Here is a 20,647-nt window from a genome sequence, read left to right as displayed (position 1 = left end):
GATTGTCCAGCATATTATGTATTTAAACCATATAAGTAATATAAGTAAATGTAAGCAGTGAGATGTTCAGATAATACATAATTTAACTGAACTTATATTACTTATATGGTGAAAAAACAAAAAAAAATCCCGACAGCAATGCCGTCGGGACTTAGTGCAATCAGTATAGTTTTAATAAAATATTCTGAATTTAGTAAGCACGTAAAATTATTTATTCTTTTTTGCTTTTATCATCATTTCAAGCTGATCCCAAAGTTCTTCCGGAATTGCTTCTAATAAATTGAATTGTCCAGCTCCTTTTAACCATTCGCCACCATCAATCGTAATAACATCTCCGTTTACATAAGCAGAAAAATCAGAAACTAAATAAGCCGCTAAATTGGCCAATTCCTGATGATCACCTACACGCTTTAATGGAACTTTTTTAGCCATGTCAAATTTTTCCGCAAGATCGCCAGGCAATAATCTGTCCCAGGCACCTTTAGTTGGGAACGGTCCCGGAGCAATTGCATTAGAACGAATTCCGTATTTTGCCCATTCTACAGCTAAACTTCTTGTCATCGCCAAAACTCCCGCTTTTGCAGTTGCACTAGGCACAACATAAGCAGATCCAGTCCAGGCATAAGTAGTAACAATATTTAAAATCGTTGCAGATGTTTGTTTAGTGTCAATCCAGTGTTTTCCAAAAGCAAGTGTACAGTTTTTAGAACCTTTAAGTACGATATCTATAACAGTATCAAATGCATTGGCAGACAAACGTTCTGTTGGAGAAATAAAGTTTCCGGCAGCATTGTTCAAAAGAACATCCACCTTTCCGAAAGCTTTCAAAACTTCCTGAAGCATATTTTCTACTTCTTCATAATGACGAACGTCACATTGAACAGGTAAACATTTTCCTCCAGTTTCAGTTTCAAGCTCTGTAGCAGTATTTTTAAGCTTTTCTAAATCTCTTGAAGTAATCGCTACCTGAGCCCCTAATTCTAAGAAATATTTGGTCATCGCTTTTCCTAAACCGCTTCCGCCGCCTGTAACTACAATGACTTTTCCTTTTAAAGCGTCGTCACGTAACATTTTATCTGTATAGCTCATATTTTTCTTTTTATTACAATATTAATTAAATAAATAGGATGCACGCATAATATTGTTATAAAATTTTGATAAACTTTATATATCACATATTTTTTTTGCCGCTGACTCTAGTGTAAAATCATCTTTGGCAAAACAAAAACGTATTAATTTTTGATCTTTATGATCGGAGTAAAAAGTAGAAATAGGAATCGCCGCCACCCCATGATCTGTGATTAATTTTTTGCAAAAAGTCACATCATCATCATTTGAAATATTTGCGTAAGATGCAACTTGAAAATAAGTTCCTTCACACGGTTTTAATTCAAAGCGGCTGTTTTGAAGCAGTTTCTGAAAATAATCACGTTTTTCCTGATAGAATTTTCCAAGTAAATTGACATCTAGAACATTTAAATATTCACTAATGGCAACTTGGGAAATACTATTAACGCTGAAAACCAAAAACTGATGCACTTTTTTAATTTCTTTCATCAGATATTCAGGAGCAATGGTATAACCAATTTTCCAGCCCGTAATATGAAATGATTTCCCGAAAGAAGAAACCATAATACAGCGATTTAAAAGAAAATCTTTGGTGTGCGCCGAAATATGTTTTTCCTCAAAAGTGATGTATTCATAAACTTCATCAGACAAAACAAGAATGTGTGGATATTTTGAAAGTAATTTTTCTAGTTGAAGAAAATCAGCTTCGGTCAATATTTTTCCTGTCGGATTATGCGGATTATTAATGATAATCATTTTTGTTTTTGACGAACAGGCTTTTTCGATCGTTTCCCAATTCGGAGTGTAATCATCGTTTAATGCAACTCGAACTGGTTTTGCATTACACAATAAAACCGGAGATTCATAAGAATCATAACTCGGATCCAGAATAATAACTTCATCATCTGTTTTTACTAAAGCTAAAACAGAAGTAAAAATTCCCTGCGTTGCACCGGCTGTAACCAAAAGTTCTAAATTAGGATTAATCGTTCTATTGTAAGAACGCTGAACTAATTTTGCAATCTGATTCATCAATGGTGGATAACCTGCCATTGGCGTATATTGGTGAACATTTTCTTTGGTCAGCTTCGCCAGAATATCCGTCAATCTTTCATCAACAGGAAAATTAGGAAATCCCTGCGAAAGATTAATCGCATTATGCTCGGCTGCCATTTTTGACATGACCGTAAAAATGCTGGTTGTTACGTTTGGGAGTTTACTCATCTTGAAGTATTAGGAGAGAAAAAGATAATTAAAGTCTTATTGCGGTATAGTAAAAACAAGTGAATACAGAGTTCTAACTTCTTTGTTTTTTTGTTTTCCAGGCTTCCACTTAGCGGATAATTTTAAAATCCTTATTAGTTCATCTCCAGTGCCAAAACCAATATCTTGAACAATTTTTATATCACTTAAAGTGCCATCTTTTTCAATAATAAAGGTAGCAAATAGTTTTCCTTGCAGAGTTGGTTTCTTGTTTGATTTTTTATAGTTATCAGTAATAAATTTATGAAATTTAACGATGCCTCCGGGGAATTCCGGTTTTATTTCTAATTCAATCGGGATATAAATCTTATTTTTATCATTATTAATAGCTTCATGTATTTTTGGAGTTTTGCAAATTTTCATATTTTCTTTTTGAGAAAATGTTTTTTGAACAGCAAAAATTAAAATTAGCATTAAAAACTTCTTCATAATAATGGTAGGAATTAAGTTTTACATTTTATGAATAATAAAAATCGTCGGTCGATTATGTAAATCCACTTTTAATTTCTTCCAGTCAGCAACTCGCAATGTTTTAATGAATTCTGTTGGTAAAGTAATATCTGTTGCAATACAAAGATGAGTCGAAGGGTTTACAATCTGCAAAATATCTTCTACTAATTTATTGTTTCGATAAGGTGTCTCAATAAATATCTGAGATTGATTTTTATCCTGAGATAATTTTTCAAAATGTTTTAAAGCCGATTTTTTCTCGTCTTTATCAATTGGCAAATAACCATTAAAAGTAAAACTCTGACCGTTCATTCCGGAAGCCATCATCGCTAATAAAATAGAAGAAGGCCCAACCAAAGGCACCACCTGAATTCCTTTTTCGTGTGCCAATTTTACAATTACAGCGCCCGGATCAGCAACTCCGGGACAACCGGCTTCGCTCATTAAACCAACATTTTTTCCTTCTAACAAAGGTTTGATGAAGTCTAAATGTTCGCTTGGTTCTGTGCGTTTATTAAGAGTAAAAAGAATAAGTTCTGATTGCTTCTTCTCGGGAGAAACTGCTTTTATTGATTTTCGGGCTGTTTTTTCGTTTTCAACAATATAATGATCTATAAAATCAATGTTTCTTTTTACTGTTTGCGGCAAAACATCCATCGGATCGCTTTCGCCCATAGTAGTTGGAATTAAATATAATTTTCCTAAAAGTTTCATGTGATTTATTTTATAGATTTTAAAAAACAAAAATTTCCAATTAATATTAATAATTGAAAAAGAGTTGATTATGAATGTTTTTCGATGAGTTTTTTTGCGAGAATGTCTGTAGCTTCATTCAGCATTTGATATACATTGTCGAATCCGTTAGAAACACCAAAATAAGGATCTGGTACATCTACATTTTCATCCGGAAATAATTCGTTCAAAATAAGATTAACCTTGTTTTTATGTTCGGGTGTTTTGGCAAGATGAAGTACATCGCGATAATTGGAGTTGTCCATAACATATATGTAATCAAATTGATCAAAATCAGAAGTTTGAAATTGTCTTCCTTTTTGACCATCAATACATAAACCATTTTTTTGGGCAACGGCAATAGAACGTTTGTCTGGAGAGTGGCCTACATGCCAGGATCCGGTTCCGGCAGAATCAACTATAAAAAGGTCTTTGGGTAATTTTGATGCTAAAATTCCTTCGGCTAAAGGCGATCTGCAAATGTTTCCCAAACAAACCATTAAAATTTTTACAGGCATGATTCGCGTTTAGCGTTTATAGCGTTAATTTTTTGTTGATGTCTTCGACAAATTTCTTGAATTGTTTGTCTGTAGAAACTAAATTGTCGACTGTTTTACAAGCGTGCAATACGGTAGCATGATCGCGATCTCCAATTTGTGAACCAATATTTGCCAAAGAAGCTTTAGTAAATTTCTTTGCAAAAAACATGGCCAATTGTCTCGCCTGAACCACGTGCCTTTTTCTGGTTTTAGATTGAAGGGTTTCAATATCCAACTGGAAATAATCTGACACAATTTTTTGAATATAATCGATAGAGATTTCTCTCTTTACGTTTTTAACAAATTTCTCTACAACGCTTTTAGCCAAATCAATCGTAACTTCTTTTTTATTAAAAGAAGATTGAGCAATTAACGAAATAATAGCACCTTCAAGCTCACGAACATTTGTTTTAATGTTTCGTGCCACATATTCAATAATATCTTCCGGTATTTCAACACCGTCACGATAAAGAATGTTCTTTAAGATAGAAATACGCGTTTCGTAATCTGGCTGATGTAATTCAGCAGATAATCCCCATTTAAAACGAGACAATAAACGCTGCTCAATATCCTGCATATCAACAGGCGCTTTATCCGAAGTTAAAATTACCTGTTTTCCGTTTTGGTGCAGATAATTAAAAATATGGAAGAATACATCCTGAGTTCCTGATTTTCCCGATAAAAACTGAACATCATCAATAATCAAAACGTCGATTAATTGGTAAAAGTGAATGAAATCATTACGATTGTTCTTTTTTACCGAATCAATATATTGTTGCGTGAAAATTTCGGCAGAAATATATAAAACCGTTTTTTCAGGATATTTATCTTTTACTTCAACACCAATAGCGTGCGCTAAGTGTGTTTTTCCTAAACCAACTCCACCAAAAATCAATAACGGATTAAATGATGTTCCTCCAGGTTTGTTGGCAACAGCCATACCTGCAGAACGGGCTAAACGGTTTGAATCTCCTTCAAGGAAATTGTCAAAACTATAGTTCGCATTTAATTGAGACTCAATTTTTAAATTTCTAATTCCGGGAATTACAAACGGATTTTTAAGTTCGGGATTTAAGTTTTTAAACGGAGCGTCAACCTCTTGCGGTTTCATTGGCACTCTGTTGGCACTTGGCAACTGTTCAGTAAACGGTTGTTTATTACCATAAGTGTTCTCCATTTTAATTTTATAGAGTAACTTTGCGTTTTTTCCCAGTTCTTTGGTAAGCGCAACTTTCAATAATTTAACGTAATGCTCTTCTAGCCATTCGTAGAAAAATTTACTTGGAACTTGAATATATAACGCGTTGTCGGTTAGCTCAACTGATTTGATTGGTTCAAACCAAGTTTTGTAGGCTTGATCTTGAATATTGTCTTTTATAAAGGACAAACAGTTTTCCCATACCGATTGAGCAGTTTTAGTCATAGATTCAGATAAATTTTTTATTATTGATAAAGATTCTCCTAATAAAAAGGGAGCAATTTTATTCCGTATTTCGGGATAACAAATATGTGAACAAAATTCTGTAAAAAAAAATATTTTGCCTTCTAATTTTATAAAAAAATGTTGTAAGGAAACTTTTAAGAGTTAAATTTTTTTAATCAATAAATAATGAAAAATCATCAAACGCAAGTGCGTGTTCGTTACTCAGAAACAGACCAAATGGGAGTTGTTTATCACGGAAATTATATCCCTTATTTTGAGATAGGACGCGTGGAATGGCTTAGAAACAAAGGGATTTCTTATAAAAGTATGGAAGAAAGCGGAATTGGACTACCAATTGTTTCGATGCAGGTTAATTATAAAAAATCAGCGCGTTATGATGAGCTCTTAACGATTCATACTACTTTCAAAAGTCAATCGTCGGTCAAGATTGAATTCGACTGCGCAATCTATAATGAAGCGAATGAGTTATTAACAACTGCGGTGTTTATTTTAGTATTTATTTCGTTAAAAACAGGTCGCCCAACAGCACCGCCAGACTATATTTTAGAATTATTTAAAACGCTTGAATAATTGTTAAAACGAACTTGATTTTAATACCAATTTACACAATTTTGATGTCAATTTCAAACATTAAATCAAAAATGTCGAATATCATTTCGGCATTTTTTTTTCGTGTTTTTGTCATGATTTTTCCAATTGGCAATCCTGATTCTTCATCAATTTCCATTTCCTGAGAAACAATATCGAGTTTTTTTTCTTTGATGACGCGCATCACTTTATTCATGTTTTTATAATCAAAAGAGATTAAAAAATGTACGTCGATTGTTTTTTCGATAATTTCACAAACTTCGAGCGTCATTTGTGCAGTAGTTTTATAAGCAGCGATTAATCCGCCAACACCCAATTTAACTCCGCCAAAAATCCGAACGACCACTACAATAACGTTTGTTAGGCCAAAAGATTGTATTTGTCCATAAATAGGAGCGCCTGCCGTATTACTCGGTTCGCCATCATCATTAGCGCGATACGATATTTTTGGCGCTGTACCTAATTGATAGGCGTAACAAAAATGTACTGCGTGCGGATGTTGCTTCTTTAAGTTTTCGATGATAGGTTTTACCGCGTCTTCACTTTCTATAGGAAATGCGTAGCCAAAGAATTTGCTTCCTTTTTCCTTAAAAAGAATTTCTTCAGATTCAAATGCAATGGTTTGGTAAGTATCGTTGTATTCCAAAAGTAAATTTCTAAATTATATAAGTAAGTTTTTCACGCAGATTTAAAAAGATTTAGGCTGATCCCGCAGATTAAAAATTAAAATCTGCTCAAATCTGCAGAATCTGCGTGAAAAAAAATCATTTTAATCTGTGGCAAGATAGACGAGCTAAATTATTTTCTTGTCAAATAAGTCTACAACATCTTCCTGGCCAACTTGTAAATTCCAGACATGGAAACCTAATGCGGCAGCAGAATCTGTGTTTTCTTTTTTATCATCAACAAACAAAGTGCGTTTTGGAGATAATTCATGTTTTTTAATTAAATACTGAAAAACTTCAGCATTTGGTTTTCTCATCCCAATTTCAAAAGAAAAATAAACTTTCTCAAAACATTGGTAAAAATCGCTGTAAAATGAAATACCGCTCTTGTTTTCGAAGGTTTCAATATGAATAGAATCAGTATTACTCAATAAAAATAATCGGTATTTTTTAGAAAGCATTTGCAGAAACTCTAATCGATATAAAGGAAAGTCAGCTAAAATAGCATTCCAGGCTGCAAGAATTTCTTCTACAGAAGCATTTGGAAGTTCTTTTTGAAAACCTGCCAGAAACTCATCATGCGAAATATCTCCGGTTTCAAATAAAAGATTTAAACGATCCAGTTCTGAAGTCCATTCTTTCAGGCCTAACTTCTGAAATCCTGAAATCGTAGCTTGCTTATCTAAATTGATAAAAATATCTCCAAAATCAAAAATTATAGTATCAATCATAATTTCTAACATTTATTAATTCATCATTTTGAATAAAAGCTTTCGTTGCATTTTTCTTTTGCAGAAGTGGCGCTTTTGTTCCATTTCCAAAAATAGATTTTCCAATAAAAATGCGGGCTTCATCCCAAATATTTTGATCTATAAAAGATTGTAGAGTCTGTAAACCGCCTTCTATAATAATAGACTGAATCTGATTTTGATGCAAAACTTCCAAAATCTGTGGTAGTATGTTTTGATTAAAATCAATTACTTCAAAGGTAGTGTTTTCTGCCGAAAAGCTAATTTCAGATTTTGTAAATACAAGCGTTTTTACACTGTCATCAAAAATACGGCTATCTCTTGAGATTCGGTTATTCTGATCTAACACAACTCTAACGGGATTATTTCCTGACCAATCACGAACGTTCAATTTCGGATTGTCATCAATAACGGTTTGAGTACCAACCAAAATTGCCTGTTCTTCACTTCTCCATTTATGAACTAATTGTCTCGAATAAGTATTAGTAATCCAAATAGGTTTTCTATCTTGATTAATATCTTTTTCAGGCGCTAAAAATCCGTCCAGACTTTCAGCCCATTTTAATATAATATAAGGTCTCTTTTTTTGATGAAAAGTAAAAAAGCGTTTATTGAGTTCGTTACATTCATCTTCTAAAACGCCAACGACAACATTTGCTCCGGCAGCAATTAATTTTTTTATGCCATTTCCAGCTACTTTTTCGTTCGGATCAACTGTACCAACAACCACATTCGGAATTTCGTTTGCAATAATCAAATCACAGCACGGAGGCGTTTTCCCAAAATGGCTGCAAGGTTCTAAGCTCACATAAATAGTAGCTTTTTTTAATAGCGATTTATCTTTTACAGATCGAATCGCATTTACTTCCGCATGAGGTTCTCCGGCTTTTTTGTGCCAGCCTTCGCCAATAATTTTATCATCGTAAACAATTACACTGCCAACCATTGGGTTCGGATAAGTAGTTCCAAAACCATTTTGTGCTAATTCTATGCAACGTCTTATATATTTATCATGTTTATTCACGTTACAAAAGTAGTTATTTTTGGGTTTACGTTTTAGTTCTGAAACAATCCAATTAGTTATGATACAATCGGAAAAGTATTTTTACTTTTGTAGTTATATTTAGAATAATAGCGAAATATGGAAAATTGGATTATCAGAAGAATTAAAAAAGAAGACAATCAGGCAGTTGCCCAATTAATACGATCGGTTTTCGACGAAATGGAAATTCCAAAAGTAGGCACAGCTTACGCAGATCCGTATCTAGATTTAATGTTTGAAGAGTACAATAAACCAAAATCGGTTTATTTTGTAGTTGAAACTGAAGGGAGAATTGTAGGTTCTGCCGGAATAGCACCTTTAGAAAACGGAGATCAGGCTATTTGTGAATTACAAAAAATGTATTTTTTGCCAGAAACCCGCGGTTTAGGAATTGGTTCTGAAATGATGGAAAAATGTCTTAATGAAGCAAAGGCTTTTGGTTTTGAAAAATGTTATATTGAAACGATGCCGTTCATGCACGCGGCTCAAAAATTATATGTAAAATCAGGTTTTGAGTATTTAGATGCTCCAATGGGTTGTACTGGGCATAATTCTTGCCCTGTCTGGATGTTGAAAGTTTTATAAACCGAATTGTAACAAATTTTGGTTTGTACTACTTATGGAATAGAATTAGTCTTAGCTAAAAATTAATACTCAAATCTCACATGAAAATCAAACAATATCGTACACAATTTATCCAGGAATTGTCTCCTTTTTACGATGCGTACGAAGCGGAGAGTTTTTTTTATTTGATATTAGAAGACAAGCATAAATTAAGACAAATTGATCTAGCTTTGAATCATGAATTAACGTTTGAGAAAGCTGATTTTGTATATTGGGATTCTATTCTCGAACAATTAAAAAAAGAAGTACCAATTCAGTATTTACTCGGAAAAACAAATTTTTACGGTTTGTATTTTGAAGTAAATGATAATGTTTTAATTCCGAGACCGGAAACAGAAGAATTGGTAGAATGGATTATCAATGAAAATAAAAATTCTGATAAATCTAAAAAGATAAAAATCATTGATATCGGAACCGGCAGCGGCTGTATTGCAATTACCCTGGCCAAAAACCTGCCCAATGCAGAAGTTTATGCGATTGATGTTTCTAAAAAGGCGCTGGATACAGCCAGAAGAAATGCCATAAACAATAATGTCGATGTTACTTTTATATTTCAGGACATTTTAGCAACCGATGAATTAAAATGCAAATTTGATGTTATAGTTTCGAATCCGCCTTATGTGAGAAATTTAGAAAAAGTAGAAATCAAAAAGAATGTTTTAAATTATGAACCGCACCTGGCGCTTTTTGTAGATGATAACGATGCTTTGGTTTTTTACAGAAAAATAGCTTCTTTAGCTCAAAATAATCTTCTTGAAAACGGGCAATTATATTTTGAAATCAATCAATATTTAGGAAAAGAAATGATTGATTTACTGGGGAAAATGGATTTTATAAATATCGATCTTCGAAAAGATATTTACGATAATGACCGTATGATTTCCTGCAAGTTTTCTACAACCTTGTAGGTTTAGAATTTACATAAGAAATACTTTTAAGGTTTTAAACTTTGAAGTAAACTCATCAATTATTCATAACGCAAAGCTTCAATAGGATCTAGTTGAGAAGCTTTTATTGCCGGATATAAACCCGACACAATAGCGACAGCAAAACTGGTTGCAAAAGCAGCAAAAATTGCCATCCACGGAATTACAAAGGAAAAGTTCATTATAGATGCAAATCCAGCACCAACCAGAATTCCCAATACAATTCCGACCAAACCGCCAATTTGCCCAATCAATAAAGTTTCGATAAAAAACTGAACTGAAATTGTGACTTTTGTTGCGCCGAGTGCCTTACGAACACCAATTTCTCGCGTACGTTCTGTAACCGATACAATCATAATATTCATCAAAGCAATTGATGATCCTAAAATGGTAATAACACTAATAATCCAGGCCGCCCAACCAAGATATTGCGTAATTCCGAGAATTTTATTAATTAAATCGTCGCTTCGGCCAATACCAAAATTATTGTCACGAACGGGGCTCAATTTACGAACGCGACGCATCGTACTTGTGGCGTTATCAACAGCTTCATCTAAAAGTTCTTTTTTAGAAACCATAACACTCATGGTATAATTGATATTAGGAGCAGTAAATAGGGAACGTGCCACCTGAATAGGAATCAAAACACGTAAATCCTGACTGTTGCCAAAAGTAGATCCTTTTTCTTTTAAAACGCCGATTACTTTAAAACGGGCGCCTCGAATTGAAATCACTTTATCAATCGGATTTAAATCTTTTAATAAACCTTTTTCAAAGTCAGATCCTACAACGCAGGAATACGTATTATTGTCAATATCAAATTGATTAAAACTGCGGCCTAAACTAATTTCTAAACCAGAATTCGAAATAAAATGTTCGTCAACGCCTAGAATTTTAATTTCGGGATCGGTTTTTTTGTCTAAATATTTCACTTCGGCAGTTGATGTTGCGGTAAAAGAAAGTGAAGTTTCGGTAAAAGGATATTTGAATTTATTTTTGAAAGCAACTGCTTCTGGATACGAAATAATCGGATTTACAATTTCACGTTCGTTTCCTCCGCGGTTTTTAACGTTATTTTCGTATTGATTGATGTTGAAAGTATTCGCGCCCATCGATGCAAAATTAGTCGAAACCGTATTTTCAAGCGCCGTTACAACCGTAAGAATCCCAACCAAAGCCGTAATCCCGATAGCGATGATTAATACAGTAAGAATCGTACGCAGCAATTGTGTTTTGATAGAACCAAAAGCAATTCGGATATTTTCTTTAAATAATTTTAGCATCATGACCAATTTGACACGAAAATACGTTTTTTGTTACAAGTTTGTTTTCGAACTGCCCTAATTTATTTTAAAAAATAAGATATTTGCAGTCGGTTAAAAATAAAAGAAAATAATGTCAATGAATTTAGATGTAAGGTTTCAAAAGAATCAACAATATAAAATCAACAATCTAAAATAAATAAGATGGCTTCAAAACCAAGCATACCACAAGGAACAAGAGATTTTTCGCCTGCAGAGGTGTCAAAACGTCAATATATAATTCAAACCATAAAAAATAATTTTGAGAAATTTGGTTTCCAGCCAATCGAGACTCCTTCGTTTGAGAATTCAGATACCTTAATGGGGAAATACGGAGAAGAAGGTGACCGTTTGATTTTTAAAATATTAAACTCTGGTAATTTTTTCTTCAATAAAAATAAAATTGAATTACCGGAATCTATAGAATCCCTACAAGTTAATTCTGCAGAAACAATTGATTTGAATCAAAGAATTGAACTGAATAAATTTACCGGAAAAATTTCAGAAAAAGCATTGCGTTACGACTTGACAGTGCCGTTTGCGAGATATGTAGTGCAACACCAAAATGAAATTGAATTTCCATTTAAAAGATATCAAATTCAACCCGTTTGGAGAGCAGACAGACCACAAAGAGGTCGTTACAGAGAATTTTTTCAATGTGATGCTGATGTTGTAGGTTCAAAATCGCTTTGGCAGGAAATAGAATTGGTTCAATTGTATGATACCGTTTTTACTTCATTAGGTTTAGAAGGTGTTACGATTAAAATCAATAATAGAAAAATATTATCCGGAATTGCAGAAGTTATCGGAGCATCAGATAAATTAATAGATTTTACGGTTGCTCTGGATAAACTGGATAAGATTGGCGAAGACGGTGTTAAAAAAGAAATGATCGAAAAAGGTATTCCTGAAGAAGCATTGGTAAAAGTACAGCCGCTTTTTAATTTTACAGGAACTTTTGCAGATAAAATCAATCAGCTTTCTTCATTATTAGCTTCATCAGAAGAAGGAATGAAAGGTGTTGAAGAATTGAAGTTTATTTGTGACAATGTGGCAACTTTAGGTTTGGCAACAGCGACTCTAGATCTTGATGTAACACTGGCTCGTGGTTTAAATTATTACACCGGAGCTATTTTTGAAGTAGCAGCGCCAAAAACCGTTTCGATGGGGTCTATTGGCGGAGGCGGAAGATACGATGATTTGACTGGTATTTTCGGTTTGAAGAATATGAGCGGCGTTGGAATTTCTTTCGGTTTAGATCGTATTTATTTAGTTTTAGAAGAATTACAATTGTTTCCTGAAACCGTTTCAGCAACATCAAAGGCATTGTTTATCAATTACGGAGATGCTGAAGCTTTATACGCTTCGCAAGCGATTCAGAAATTGAGAAAAGAAAATATAAAAGTGGAATTGTATCCGGATAATGTAAAAGTTGGAAAACAATTTCAATATGCAGATAAGCGTTTGATTCCGTTTGCAGTAATTGCCGGAGACCAGGAAATTGCGACTAATTCCTATTCACTTAAAAACTTAGTTTCAGGAGAGCAGGTTTCTGTTGATTTTGAAGGATTGAAAAAGGCTTTGCTGGCGTAAGTTTTGCCACAGATTTTAAAGATTAAAATATTTTTTTCACGCAGATTCTACAGATTTAAGCAGATTTGGAAAGATTTAATTATTAATGATTTGCGTATATCTGCTTAAATCTTTTTTAAATCTGCGTGAAAAATTAGCGGCAAAGAGAAATGAACAAAAAAAAGCTTCGTCTGAAATAGGCGAAGCTTTTTTTAATATAAGGTAAACTTGAATTAATAATTATTTATAAGGCCGAGGCCAAACCCTTAAATTCAATTTTGATAGGCAATAATTTATTTTATATATTGATGCCTCAAATTTAGTACAAACTAAAACGTAATAGTCTTAAAATTATACTAATTTTTTATCTTACAAAAATTAAATTTAAAACACTGGATTTTAATAGAGTGACAATTTGACATTTTAAAAGATTTGGCAGTACTTTTGCAATCCAAAAGAAAGAATTGAAAATGAAGTTTAAGAATATTTTTAAAAATACAAATAATATGACTACGGAAAATACAGAATTCGATCAGGAATTAGATGATGTAACGTTAGAAACGAACGCCAACGGTGAGCAATTAATTGTTGAAGAATTAAGTGTTGAAGAGCAATTGGCTCAAGACTTGGCAAAAGAAAAAGATAAGTTTTTGAGATTATTTGCCGAATTTGAAAATTATAAAAAAAGAACTTCAAAAGAGCGTATGGATTTGTTTAAAACAGCAAACCAAGAAGTTTTGTTAGCAATGCTTCCTGTTTTAGATGATTTTGACAGAGCAACTGTAGAAATCAACAAATCTGATGATGAGAATTTGAAAAAAGGAGTGGAGTTGATTCACGAAAAATTAAAAAGTACTTTGGTATCTAAAGGTTTAGAGCAAGTTGAAGTAAGAGCAGGCGATGCTTTTAATGCAGATTTTGCTGAAGCAATTACCCAAATTCCAGCACCGTCTGACAAAATGAAAGGGAAAATTGTTGATGTTATAGAAAAAGGATACAAATTAGGAGACAAAATTATTCGTTTCCCTAAAGTAGTTATCGGTAACTAATAAAAGCAAGCAGAAATTTTAAAGGACAATTTAAAAATTGGATTTTGGAATTTCAGATTTGTAATTTAACCTTATTATGAAAAAAGATTTTTACGAAATATTAGGCATTTCAAAAAATGCTGACGCTGCCGAAATTAAAAAAGCTTACCGAAAAAGTGCGCTTAAATATCACCCGGATAAAAATCCAGGCGACAAAGAGGCAGAAGAAAACTTTAAACTTGCGGCAGAAGCGTATGAAGTTTTAAGCGATCCTAACAAAAAAGCAAAATACGACCAATACGGGCATCAGGCTTTTGATGGTTCTGGCGGATTTGGCGGAGGTCACGGCGGTATGAATATGGATGACATTTTCAGCCAGTTTGGTGATATTTTTGGTGGAGGATTTGGTGGATTCGGTGGAGGCGGAGGCGGTCCTCGTCGCGCTAAAGGAAGCAATCTTCGAATCAAAGTAAAATTGACTTTAGACGAAATTGCAAATGGTGTTGAGAAAAAAGTAAAAGTAAAACGTAAAGTTCAGGCTAAAGGTGTTACTTACAAAACATGTTCGACTTGTAATGGTCAGGGACAGGTAATGCGTGTAACAAACACAATTTTGGGAAGAATGCAATCTGCATCAACTTGCCCTACTTGTGGTGGTTCTGGACAAATTCTTGATAAAAGACCTTCTGAAGCTGATGCTCAGGGAATGGTGGTTGAAGACGAAACAGTTTCTATCAAAATTCCAGCTGGAGTTGTTGACGGAATGCAATTGAAAGTTTCTAACAAAGGAAACGATGCTCCGGGAAATAGTGTACCGGGAGATTTAATTGTTGCTATTGAAGAATTAGAACACGAATTTCTGAAACGTGAAGGAGAAAATATACATTTTGATTTGTATATCAGTTTCCCTGAAGCCGTTTTAGGAGTTTCTAAAGATATTGAAGCGATCAACGGAAAAGTTCGTATCAAACTGGAAGAAGGAATTCAGTCCGGAAAAATATTAAGATTAAAAGGGAAAGGTATTCCAAGTATAAACGGTTACGGAAGCGGAGATTTACTTGTTCATGTAAATGTTTGGACTCCAAAAACATTAAACAAAGAACAAAAACAGTTTTTTGAAAATGCTTTAAACGACGAACACTTTATTCCGAGTCCTGAAAAATCAGAAAAATCATTTTTTGAAAAAGTAAAAGATATGTTTTCATAAGCTAAACTTTTTCTAAAAGGGATAAATAATTATAAAAACCCATTCTAATGCAAATTTAGGATGGGTTTTTTGCGTATTATTACGCAGATTCGCTTCTAATTATTTACTTTTACAGGCCGTTAACCACAATGGTCAAACTGACGCAGAAAATTCTAAAAACAGCATGAGCAACTTACTCGAAGTACATAAAGTCGTAAAACAATACGGTGATTATGTAGCGCTTAACGAAGTTTCATTAAATGTACCAAAAGGTAGTATTTACGGACTATTGGGTCCGAATGGAGCTGGAAAAACTTCTCTTATCCGAATCATAAATCAAATTACATTGCCAGATAGCGGCGAAGTAATTCTTGATGGCGAAAAATTGCAGCAAAAACACGTGCAGACAATTGGTTATCTTCCCGAGGAAAGAGGTTTGTATACTTCTATGAAAGTGGGAGAGCAATGTTTGTATCTGGCACAAATGAAAGGACTTTCTAAAGCGGAAGCAAAAGTGCAATTAGAATATTGGTTTGATCGTTTGGGAATCCAGGGTTGGTGGAACAAGAAAATTCAGGAACTTTCTAAAGGAATGGCGCAAAAAATTCAGTTTGTGGTTTGCGTACTGCATAAACCAAAATTGCTAATTTTTGATGAGCCTTTTTCCGGATTTGATCCTGTAAATGCAAATGTTATTAAAGATGAGATTTTGGCATTGAGAGAGCAAGGCGCGACAATTATCTTTTCGACTCACAGAATGGAAAGTGTTGAAGAGCTTTGTGATCATATTGCCTTAATTCATAAATCGAATAAATTAATTGAAGGAAAACTAAGCGATGTAAAACGCCAATTTAAAACCAACAGTTTTGAAGTTGGAATTCTGACAAATAATGTTGAAGGTTTGATGTATGATATTACCCAGAAGTTTACCGTTTCGCCAGCAAATTTTAAATCACTAAACGATGATTTAAAATTAAATATTCAGATAGGAAACGCAACACCAAATGAGTTATTACATCTTTTAACACAAAGAGGACAAGTAACCCATTTCGTAGAAAAAATACCAAGTGTAAACGATATTTTTATTCAAACAGTAACTGAAAAAGTTTAGATTTTAGATTTTAGAGTGAAGAACTAAAATCTAAATCAACAATCTAAAATCAACAATCTAAAATCTAAAATAAATAATGAGCATCATTTCGTTGATTATAAAAAGAGAATTCATTGCAAAAGTCCGCAATAAGTCTTTTGTTGTCATGACTTTTTTAAGTCCGTTGCTGTTTGTGGCAATTGCCGGATTTATTGGTTATTTGAGTTCGATGAAAGCTGATACAAAACGAATTGCGATTCATGACGAAACGGGTTTGTTTGCAGCTGATTTTTTAAAGGAAAATAAATATGGCGCAGAATTTAGATATCTAAATTTATCTGAAATCGGTGTAAAAGCGTTAAAAGACAGTATTACAAAAGAAAATTTTACAGGTTTAATCGTAATTCCAAAAACAGAAAATTTAAAAGATTTAGAAAGTAAAATAGAGTTTATTTCCAATAATAGTCCAAGTATTGCTTTTATAGAAAATACGCAGAATGTCATCGGAACAAAAATAACAAAACTCAATCTCGAAAAAGCAAAACTGGATACTCTTGCGATTCAAAAAGCGCAATCAGAGGTCAATATTCATTTGGTTAAAGCCTCGGGAGAAGAAAGTTTAAAGGGCTTAAATGAGATCAAAATCGGGATTGGCGGTGCTTTTGGTTATTTAATTATGATGTTCATTATCATTTACGGAAACATGGTAATGCGAAGTGTCATCGAAGAAAAAACCAATCGAATCATCGAAATCATTATTTCGTCGGTAAAACCATTTCAGTTAATGATTGGTAAAATCATCGGAACTTCGCTTGCGGGATTGCTTCAATTTGTAATTTGGGCTATAATTGGTTTGGGATTAATGTTTGCAGCTTCAGCATTTTTTGGAGTGAACGTCGGTCCAACAGCTAAAATTCCACCAGAATTAATGCATTCGGCACAACAAGAATTTTCGGGATCAGCACAAATGTATATTAGCGAATTATGGAATCTGCCAATCGCCAGTATTATAATTGGTTTTGTGGTTTATTTTATTGGAGGATACTTTTTGTACAGTTCGTTTTACGCAGCAATTGGAGCAGCTGTCGATAATCAAACCGATTCTCAACAATTTCTTTTGCCGATTATTATGCCACTTATTTTAAGTGTTTATATTGGTTTCTTCACAGTTGTAAATGATCCACACGGAACAGTTGCAGTTGTGTTTTCGATGATTCCGCTTACATCGCCAATCGTAATGTTAATGCGTATTCCGTTTGGAGTACCGTGGTGGCAAATCGCAATTTCGGTATCATTATTGTTTGCTACCTTTTTCCTTGTAGTTTGGTTCGCAGCCAAAATTTACCGTGTAGGTATTTTAATGTACGGCAAAAAACCAACCTGGAAAGAATTGTATAGATGGCTTAAATATTAGTTTTAGAGGTGCAAAGGTTCAGAGATACAAAGGTCCAGAGGTTTTTTTGAATATCTGAATATTTGGAACTTAAAACAGAAGGAACTTTGCAAATTAAACTAAGAATTAAAAATAATAAACAATAAAGAGAAGAGCTACAAAACAATAAAGATTTTAAACTTTGTACCTCTGAACCTTTGCAACTTTGAACCTTAAAAAGAATGAGTAAAATACTAATTATAGAAGACGAAGCATCGATTCGCAGAGTTTTGGTAAAAATTTTATCAGAAGAAAATGATACTTATCAAGTCGATGAAGCAGAAGATGGTGTTGCAGGTCTTGAAAAAATAAAAAACAATGATTACGATTTGGTTTTGTGCGATATCAAAATGCCAAAAATGGACGGTGTTGAGGTTTTAGAAGAAGTAAAAAAAATAAAACCGGAAATTCCGATGGTAATGATCTCAGGTCACGGTGATATGGAAACCGCTATTCATACCATGCGTTTGGGAGCTTTTGATTATATCTCAAAACCGCCGGATTTAAATCGTTTATTGAATACTGTTCGTAATGCTTTAGATAAAAAACAACTTGTAGTTGAAAATAAAATTCTGAAGAAAAAAGTTAGCAAAAACTACGAAATGGTTGGCGAAAGCGAAGCTATTAATCATATAAAATTAATGATTGATAAAGTTGCCCAAACCGAAGCCAGAGTTTTAATTACAGGACCAAACGGAACCGGAAAAGAATTAGTTGCGCATCAATTGCATGAAAAAAGCGAGCGTGCTAATTTTCCTTTAATTGAAGTAAACTGCGCTGCAATTCCGAGTGAATTAATAGAAAGTGAATTATTTGGTCACGTCAAAGGTGCTTTTACATCGGCAGTTAAAGATCGCGCAGGAAAGTTTGAGGCGGCAGATAAAGGAACTATTTTCTTAGATGAAATTGGTGATATGAGTCTTTCGGCGCAAGCCAAAGTGTTACGCGCTTTACAAGAAAGTATGATTACCAGAGTTGGAGCTGAAAAAGATATAAAAGTTGATGTTCGTGTTGTGGCTGCAACCAACAAAGATTTAAAAACCGAAATTGCCGAAGGCCGTTTCCGTGAAGATTTATACCATCGTTTGGCTGTAATTTTAATTAAAGTTCCGCCATTGAATGAAAGACGCGATGATATTCCGGCTTTAATAAGACACTTTGCAGAGAAAATCGCATCGGAACAAGGAAATGTTGTCAAAGTATTTTCGCAACCAGCCATAAAATTATTGCAGGAATACGATTGGACAGGAAACATTCGTGAACTTAGAAATGTTGTCGAAAGATTAATCATTTTAGGAGGAACAGAAATTTCTGAAACAGATGTAAAAATGTTCGCAAGCAAATAGGATGCTTCGCACAATAGGCTTTAAGCTATAAGCTTTAGGCTTTTAAAAATTAAAAATAATTTTTGCTTATGGCGTATTGCCTAAAGCTTAAAGCATACAAAGATGAAACTAAAAAAAATAAACGAAAAGTTACAGGACGCTTTAATCGAAAATGGTTTAACGGAACCGAATGTATTACAAAAAGAAACTTTCTCAACCATAAAAAGTGGTTCGGATTGTATTATTCTTTCTCCGACGGGAAGCGGAAAATCGACTACAATTGTATTGAATGTAATTCAGCAATTGGCGGGTCAGACCGAAGAATCTCCACGTGCCTTAATTTTTGTTGAAGACAAAGCCAAAGTATTAGAGATGGTCGAACTTTTTGCGAAATACGGAAAATATACCAATCTTGAAGTTTACGGCGTACACGACAAAGGCGATATGGATTATGATAAAAACTATATTTCTACCGGAATCGACATTTTAATTGGGACACCCAATAAATTAAGCGATATGTTTACAACCGCTGGTTATAATGTAAACCGCTTAAAAATGTTTATTCTGGACGATGCAGATCCGATTTTGAAATTACGTCACGAAACCAAAATCATGCGTATTTCAAACAGTATCCCAAAAACACAACGTATTATTTTTGCCGAAACATTGACAGAACGTATTGAGATTTTAGCAGATAAAATGCTGTTAGAGCCTTACATATTTGATATGGATGAAGAAGGAGATGAGGAACTTGATGAAGAAGATGACGATATCGAAGAAGAGGAATAATCTGCTTTAGTAATCGTAATTAAATGGAAATAATTAAAACGCTTAAATTTTTGATGTTAGTTCTTGCCAGCTTTTTTGTTGTTATTTATTTGCTTGTAGTTTCCTATATCTATTTTAATCAGGTCGGAATGGTTTTTCAGAGTGCCAGACTTCCCAAAGATTATAAATTTGAGTACCAGCAGAAATTTGAAGAATTAAATATTCGTTCGTTTGACGGAGTTCATCTGAATGGATTATTATTCAAAGCAGAAAATTCTAAAGGATTGGTTTTTTACCTTCACGGAAATGCGGGAACTTTAGAAACTTGGGGAAAAATTGCTAAAATTTACACCAGTTTAGGTTACGATATTTTTATTTTAGATTACAGAAGCTTTGGTAAAAGCGAAGGCGAAATTGAAAATGAAGAACAATTAAATAAAGATGTTTCTGTTGCATATAAAACATTAACCAAACGATATCCTGAAAATAAAATTGTTATCACCGGATATTCAATTGGTTCAGGATTGGCTACAATTTTAGCTTCTAAAAACCATCCAAAAGCTTTAATTCTTCAGGCGCCTTATTATAGTTTTACAGAATTATCGCGTTCTAAAGTTCCGTTTTTTCCTGATTTCATGAAAAAATTCAGCTTAGAAACTTATGATTATCTGCCTAAAATTAATGCGCCAATTTATATTTTTCACGGAATGCAGGATCAATTAATTCCTTATAAAAATTCCGTTCGATTAAGTAAATTATTGAAGGAGAATAGTCATTATTATCCCTTAAAAAATCAGGATCATATTGGTGTAAATGAGAATGAGGATTTTCAGAATCATTTAAAGGATATTTTAG

The 20,647-nt window shown here is 33.5% G+C and carries 21 protein-coding genes; 11 read left to right on the top strand and 10 right to left on the bottom strand.

Annotated features, from left to right (window positions below; all coding sequences use genetic code 11):
- Positions 1-207: 207 nt before the first annotated feature.
- From EV143_RS16585 to dnaA, 6 genes are all read right to left on the bottom strand, one after another.
- Positions 208-1,089: an SDR family oxidoreductase gene (locus EV143_RS16585; RefSeq protein WP_166638172.1), complete on the bottom strand. Its 882-nt coding sequence runs from the start codon at positions 1,087-1,089 to the stop codon at positions 208-210.
- 75 nt (positions 1,090-1,164) lie between these two features.
- Positions 1,165-2,292 (bottom strand): methionine aminotransferase, encoded by a 1,128-nt coding sequence (locus EV143_RS16580; RefSeq protein ID WP_133509048.1) that lies wholly within the window; start codon positions 2,290-2,292, stop codon positions 1,165-1,167.
- Between the two features lie 36 nt (positions 2,293-2,328).
- The gene (locus tag EV143_RS16575; protein ID WP_133509047.1) at positions 2,329-2,760 is read right to left on the bottom strand and encodes an energy transducer TonB; all 432 of its coding nucleotides are present in this window, start codon (positions 2,758-2,760) and stop codon (positions 2,329-2,331) included.
- A gap of 21 nt (positions 2,761-2,781) precedes the next feature.
- Positions 2,782-3,495, bottom strand: a complete 714-nt coding sequence (locus tag EV143_RS16570; protein WP_133509046.1) for an SAM-dependent methyltransferase — start codon at positions 3,493-3,495, stop codon at positions 2,782-2,784.
- 68 nt (positions 3,496-3,563) lie between these two features.
- Positions 3,564-4,031 carry a low molecular weight protein-tyrosine-phosphatase gene (locus EV143_RS16565; RefSeq protein WP_133509045.1) on the bottom strand — a complete coding sequence of 156 codons (468 nt, stop codon included), beginning with the start codon at positions 4,029-4,031 and terminating at the stop codon, positions 3,564-3,566.
- A gap of 16 nt (positions 4,032-4,047) precedes the next feature.
- Positions 4,048-5,475: a chromosomal replication initiator protein DnaA gene (gene dnaA / locus EV143_RS16560; RefSeq protein WP_133509044.1), complete on the bottom strand. Its 1,428-nt coding sequence runs from the start codon at positions 5,473-5,475 to the stop codon at positions 4,048-4,050.
- Between the two features lie 186 nt (positions 5,476-5,661).
- Here dnaA and EV143_RS16555 point away from each other — a divergent pair, with 186 nt between their 5' ends.
- Positions 5,662-6,066 carry an acyl-CoA thioesterase gene (locus tag EV143_RS16555; protein WP_133509042.1) on the top strand — a complete coding sequence of 135 codons (405 nt, stop codon included), beginning with the start codon at positions 5,662-5,664 and terminating at the stop codon, positions 6,064-6,066.
- A gap of 31 nt (positions 6,067-6,097) precedes the next feature.
- Here the strand turns inward: EV143_RS16555 and EV143_RS16550 are convergent, their stop codons facing one another.
- From EV143_RS16550 to ribD, 3 genes are all read right to left on the bottom strand, one after another.
- Positions 6,098-6,730, bottom strand: coding sequence for an IMPACT family protein (locus tag EV143_RS16550; RefSeq protein ID WP_133509041.1), 633 nt, complete (start codon positions 6,728-6,730; stop codon positions 6,098-6,100).
- A gap of 147 nt (positions 6,731-6,877) precedes the next feature.
- On the bottom strand, positions 6,878-7,480 hold the full coding sequence (locus EV143_RS16545) for an HAD family hydrolase (RefSeq protein WP_133509040.1): 603 nt from the start codon (positions 7,478-7,480) through the stop codon (positions 6,878-6,880).
- Complete coding sequence (ribD, locus tag EV143_RS16540; protein ID WP_133509039.1) at positions 7,473-8,522, bottom strand: bifunctional diaminohydroxyphosphoribosylaminopyrimidine deaminase/5-amino-6-(5-phosphoribosylamino)uracil reductase RibD; 1,050 nt, start codon at positions 8,520-8,522, stop codon at positions 7,473-7,475. Before ribD ends, EV143_RS16545 begins: the two co-directional genes overlap by 8 nt.
- 117 nt (positions 8,523-8,639) lie before the next feature.
- Here ribD and EV143_RS16535 point away from each other — a divergent pair, with 117 nt between their 5' ends.
- Together EV143_RS16535 and prmC are read left to right on the top strand one after the other, a co-directional pair.
- On the top strand, positions 8,640-9,125 hold the full coding sequence (locus EV143_RS16535) for a GNAT family N-acetyltransferase (protein ID WP_133509037.1): 486 nt from the start codon (positions 8,640-8,642) through the stop codon (positions 9,123-9,125).
- A gap of 80 nt (positions 9,126-9,205) precedes the next feature.
- Entirely contained in the window at positions 9,206-10,072 is an 867-nt protein-coding gene (gene prmC / locus EV143_RS16530) for a peptide chain release factor N(5)-glutamine methyltransferase (protein ID WP_133509036.1), read from the top strand.
- A 59-nt stretch (positions 10,073-10,131) separates the two neighbouring features.
- Here prmC and EV143_RS16525 read toward each other — a convergent pair whose 3' ends face one another.
- Entirely contained in the window at positions 10,132-11,376 is a 1,245-nt protein-coding gene (locus EV143_RS16525) for an ABC transporter permease (protein WP_133509034.1), read from the bottom strand.
- Positions 11,377-11,556: 180 nt separating this feature from the next.
- Here EV143_RS16525 and hisS point away from each other — a divergent pair, with 180 nt between their 5' ends.
- The 8 genes from hisS to EV143_RS16485 form a co-directional block, all read left to right on the top strand.
- Positions 11,557-12,984: a histidine--tRNA ligase gene (hisS, locus tag EV143_RS16520; RefSeq protein WP_133509033.1), complete on the top strand. Its 1,428-nt coding sequence runs from the start codon at positions 11,557-11,559 to the stop codon at positions 12,982-12,984.
- A 449-nt stretch (positions 12,985-13,433) separates the two neighbouring features.
- Positions 13,434-14,012: a nucleotide exchange factor GrpE gene (locus EV143_RS16515; protein WP_133509032.1), complete on the top strand. Its 579-nt coding sequence runs from the start codon at positions 13,434-13,436 to the stop codon at positions 14,010-14,012.
- Positions 14,013-14,088: 76 nt separating this feature from the next.
- Complete coding sequence (gene dnaJ / locus EV143_RS16510; protein WP_133509031.1) at positions 14,089-15,198, top strand: molecular chaperone DnaJ; 1,110 nt, start codon at positions 14,089-14,091, stop codon at positions 15,196-15,198.
- A gap of 163 nt (positions 15,199-15,361) precedes the next feature.
- The gene (locus tag EV143_RS16505) at positions 15,362-16,288 is read left to right on the top strand and encodes an ABC transporter ATP-binding protein (RefSeq protein ID WP_133509030.1); all 927 of its coding nucleotides are present in this window, start codon (positions 15,362-15,364) and stop codon (positions 16,286-16,288) included.
- 76 nt (positions 16,289-16,364) lie between these two features.
- A complete protein-coding gene (locus EV143_RS16500; protein WP_133509029.1) occupies positions 16,365-17,681 on the top strand; it encodes an ABC transporter permease in 1,317 nt (438 codons plus the stop codon).
- 200 nt (positions 17,682-17,881) lie between these two features.
- Positions 17,882-19,045, top strand: coding sequence for a sigma-54-dependent transcriptional regulator (locus EV143_RS16495; protein WP_133509028.1), 1,164 nt, complete (start codon positions 17,882-17,884; stop codon positions 19,043-19,045).
- Positions 19,046-19,147: 102 nt separating this feature from the next.
- Positions 19,148-19,813: a DEAD/DEAH box helicase gene (locus EV143_RS16490; protein ID WP_133509027.1), complete on the top strand. Its 666-nt coding sequence runs from the start codon at positions 19,148-19,150 to the stop codon at positions 19,811-19,813.
- A 23-nt stretch (positions 19,814-19,836) separates the two neighbouring features.
- On the top strand, positions 19,837-20,647 hold an 811-nt coding region (locus EV143_RS16485; protein WP_133509075.1), incomplete at its 3' end, for an alpha/beta hydrolase.

The organism is Flavobacterium chryseum (assembly GCF_004362015.1).
Lineage (GTDB): Bacteria > Bacteroidota > Bacteroidia > Flavobacteriales > Flavobacteriaceae > Flavobacterium.
Note: the sequence above shows the minus strand (reverse complement) of the source record. Positions and strands in the feature narration are given on the sequence as shown.

Coding starts and splice junctions, on each gene's coding strand:
- EV143_RS16585 (WP_166638172.1), bottom strand. CDS start 1,089: ATGAGCTATACAGATAAAATGTTACGTGACGACGCTTTAAAAGGAAAA.
- EV143_RS16580 (WP_133509048.1), bottom strand. CDS start 2,292: ATGAGTAAACTCCCAAACGTAACAACCAGCATTTTTACGGTCATGTCA.
- EV143_RS16575 (WP_133509047.1), bottom strand. CDS start 2,760: ATGAAGAAGTTTTTAATGCTAATTTTAATTTTTGCTGTTCAAAAAACA.
- EV143_RS16570 (WP_133509046.1), bottom strand. CDS start 3,495: ATGAAACTTTTAGGAAAATTATATTTAATTCCAACTACTATGGGCGAA.
- EV143_RS16565 (WP_133509045.1), bottom strand. CDS start 4,031: ATGCCTGTAAAAATTTTAATGGTTTGTTTGGGAAACATTTGCAGATCG.
- dnaA (WP_133509044.1), bottom strand. CDS start 5,475: ATGACTAAAACTGCTCAATCGGTATGGGAAAACTGTTTGTCCTTTATA.
- EV143_RS16555 (WP_133509042.1), top strand. CDS start 5,662: ATGAAAAATCATCAAACGCAAGTGCGTGTTCGTTACTCAGAAACAGAC.
- EV143_RS16545 (WP_133509040.1), bottom strand. CDS start 7,480: ATGATTGATACTATAATTTTTGATTTTGGAGATATTTTTATCAATTTA.
- EV143_RS16535 (WP_133509037.1), top strand. CDS start 8,640: ATGGAAAATTGGATTATCAGAAGAATTAAAAAAGAAGACAATCAGGCA.
- prmC (WP_133509036.1), top strand. CDS start 9,206: ATGAAAATCAAACAATATCGTACACAATTTATCCAGGAATTGTCTCCT.
- EV143_RS16525 (WP_133509034.1), bottom strand. CDS start 11,376: ATGATGCTAAAATTATTTAAAGAAAATATCCGAATTGCTTTTGGTTCT.
- hisS (WP_133509033.1), top strand. CDS start 11,557: ATGGCTTCAAAACCAAGCATACCACAAGGAACAAGAGATTTTTCGCCT.
- EV143_RS16515 (WP_133509032.1), top strand. CDS start 13,434: ATGAAGTTTAAGAATATTTTTAAAAATACAAATAATATGACTACGGAA.
- dnaJ (WP_133509031.1), top strand. CDS start 14,089: ATGAAAAAAGATTTTTACGAAATATTAGGCATTTCAAAAAATGCTGAC.
- EV143_RS16505 (WP_133509030.1), top strand. CDS start 15,362: ATGAGCAACTTACTCGAAGTACATAAAGTCGTAAAACAATACGGTGAT.
- EV143_RS16500 (WP_133509029.1), top strand. CDS start 16,365: ATGAGCATCATTTCGTTGATTATAAAAAGAGAATTCATTGCAAAAGTC.
- EV143_RS16495 (WP_133509028.1), top strand. CDS start 17,882: ATGAGTAAAATACTAATTATAGAAGACGAAGCATCGATTCGCAGAGTT.
- EV143_RS16490 (WP_133509027.1), top strand. CDS start 19,148: ATGAAACTAAAAAAAATAAACGAAAAGTTACAGGACGCTTTAATCGAA.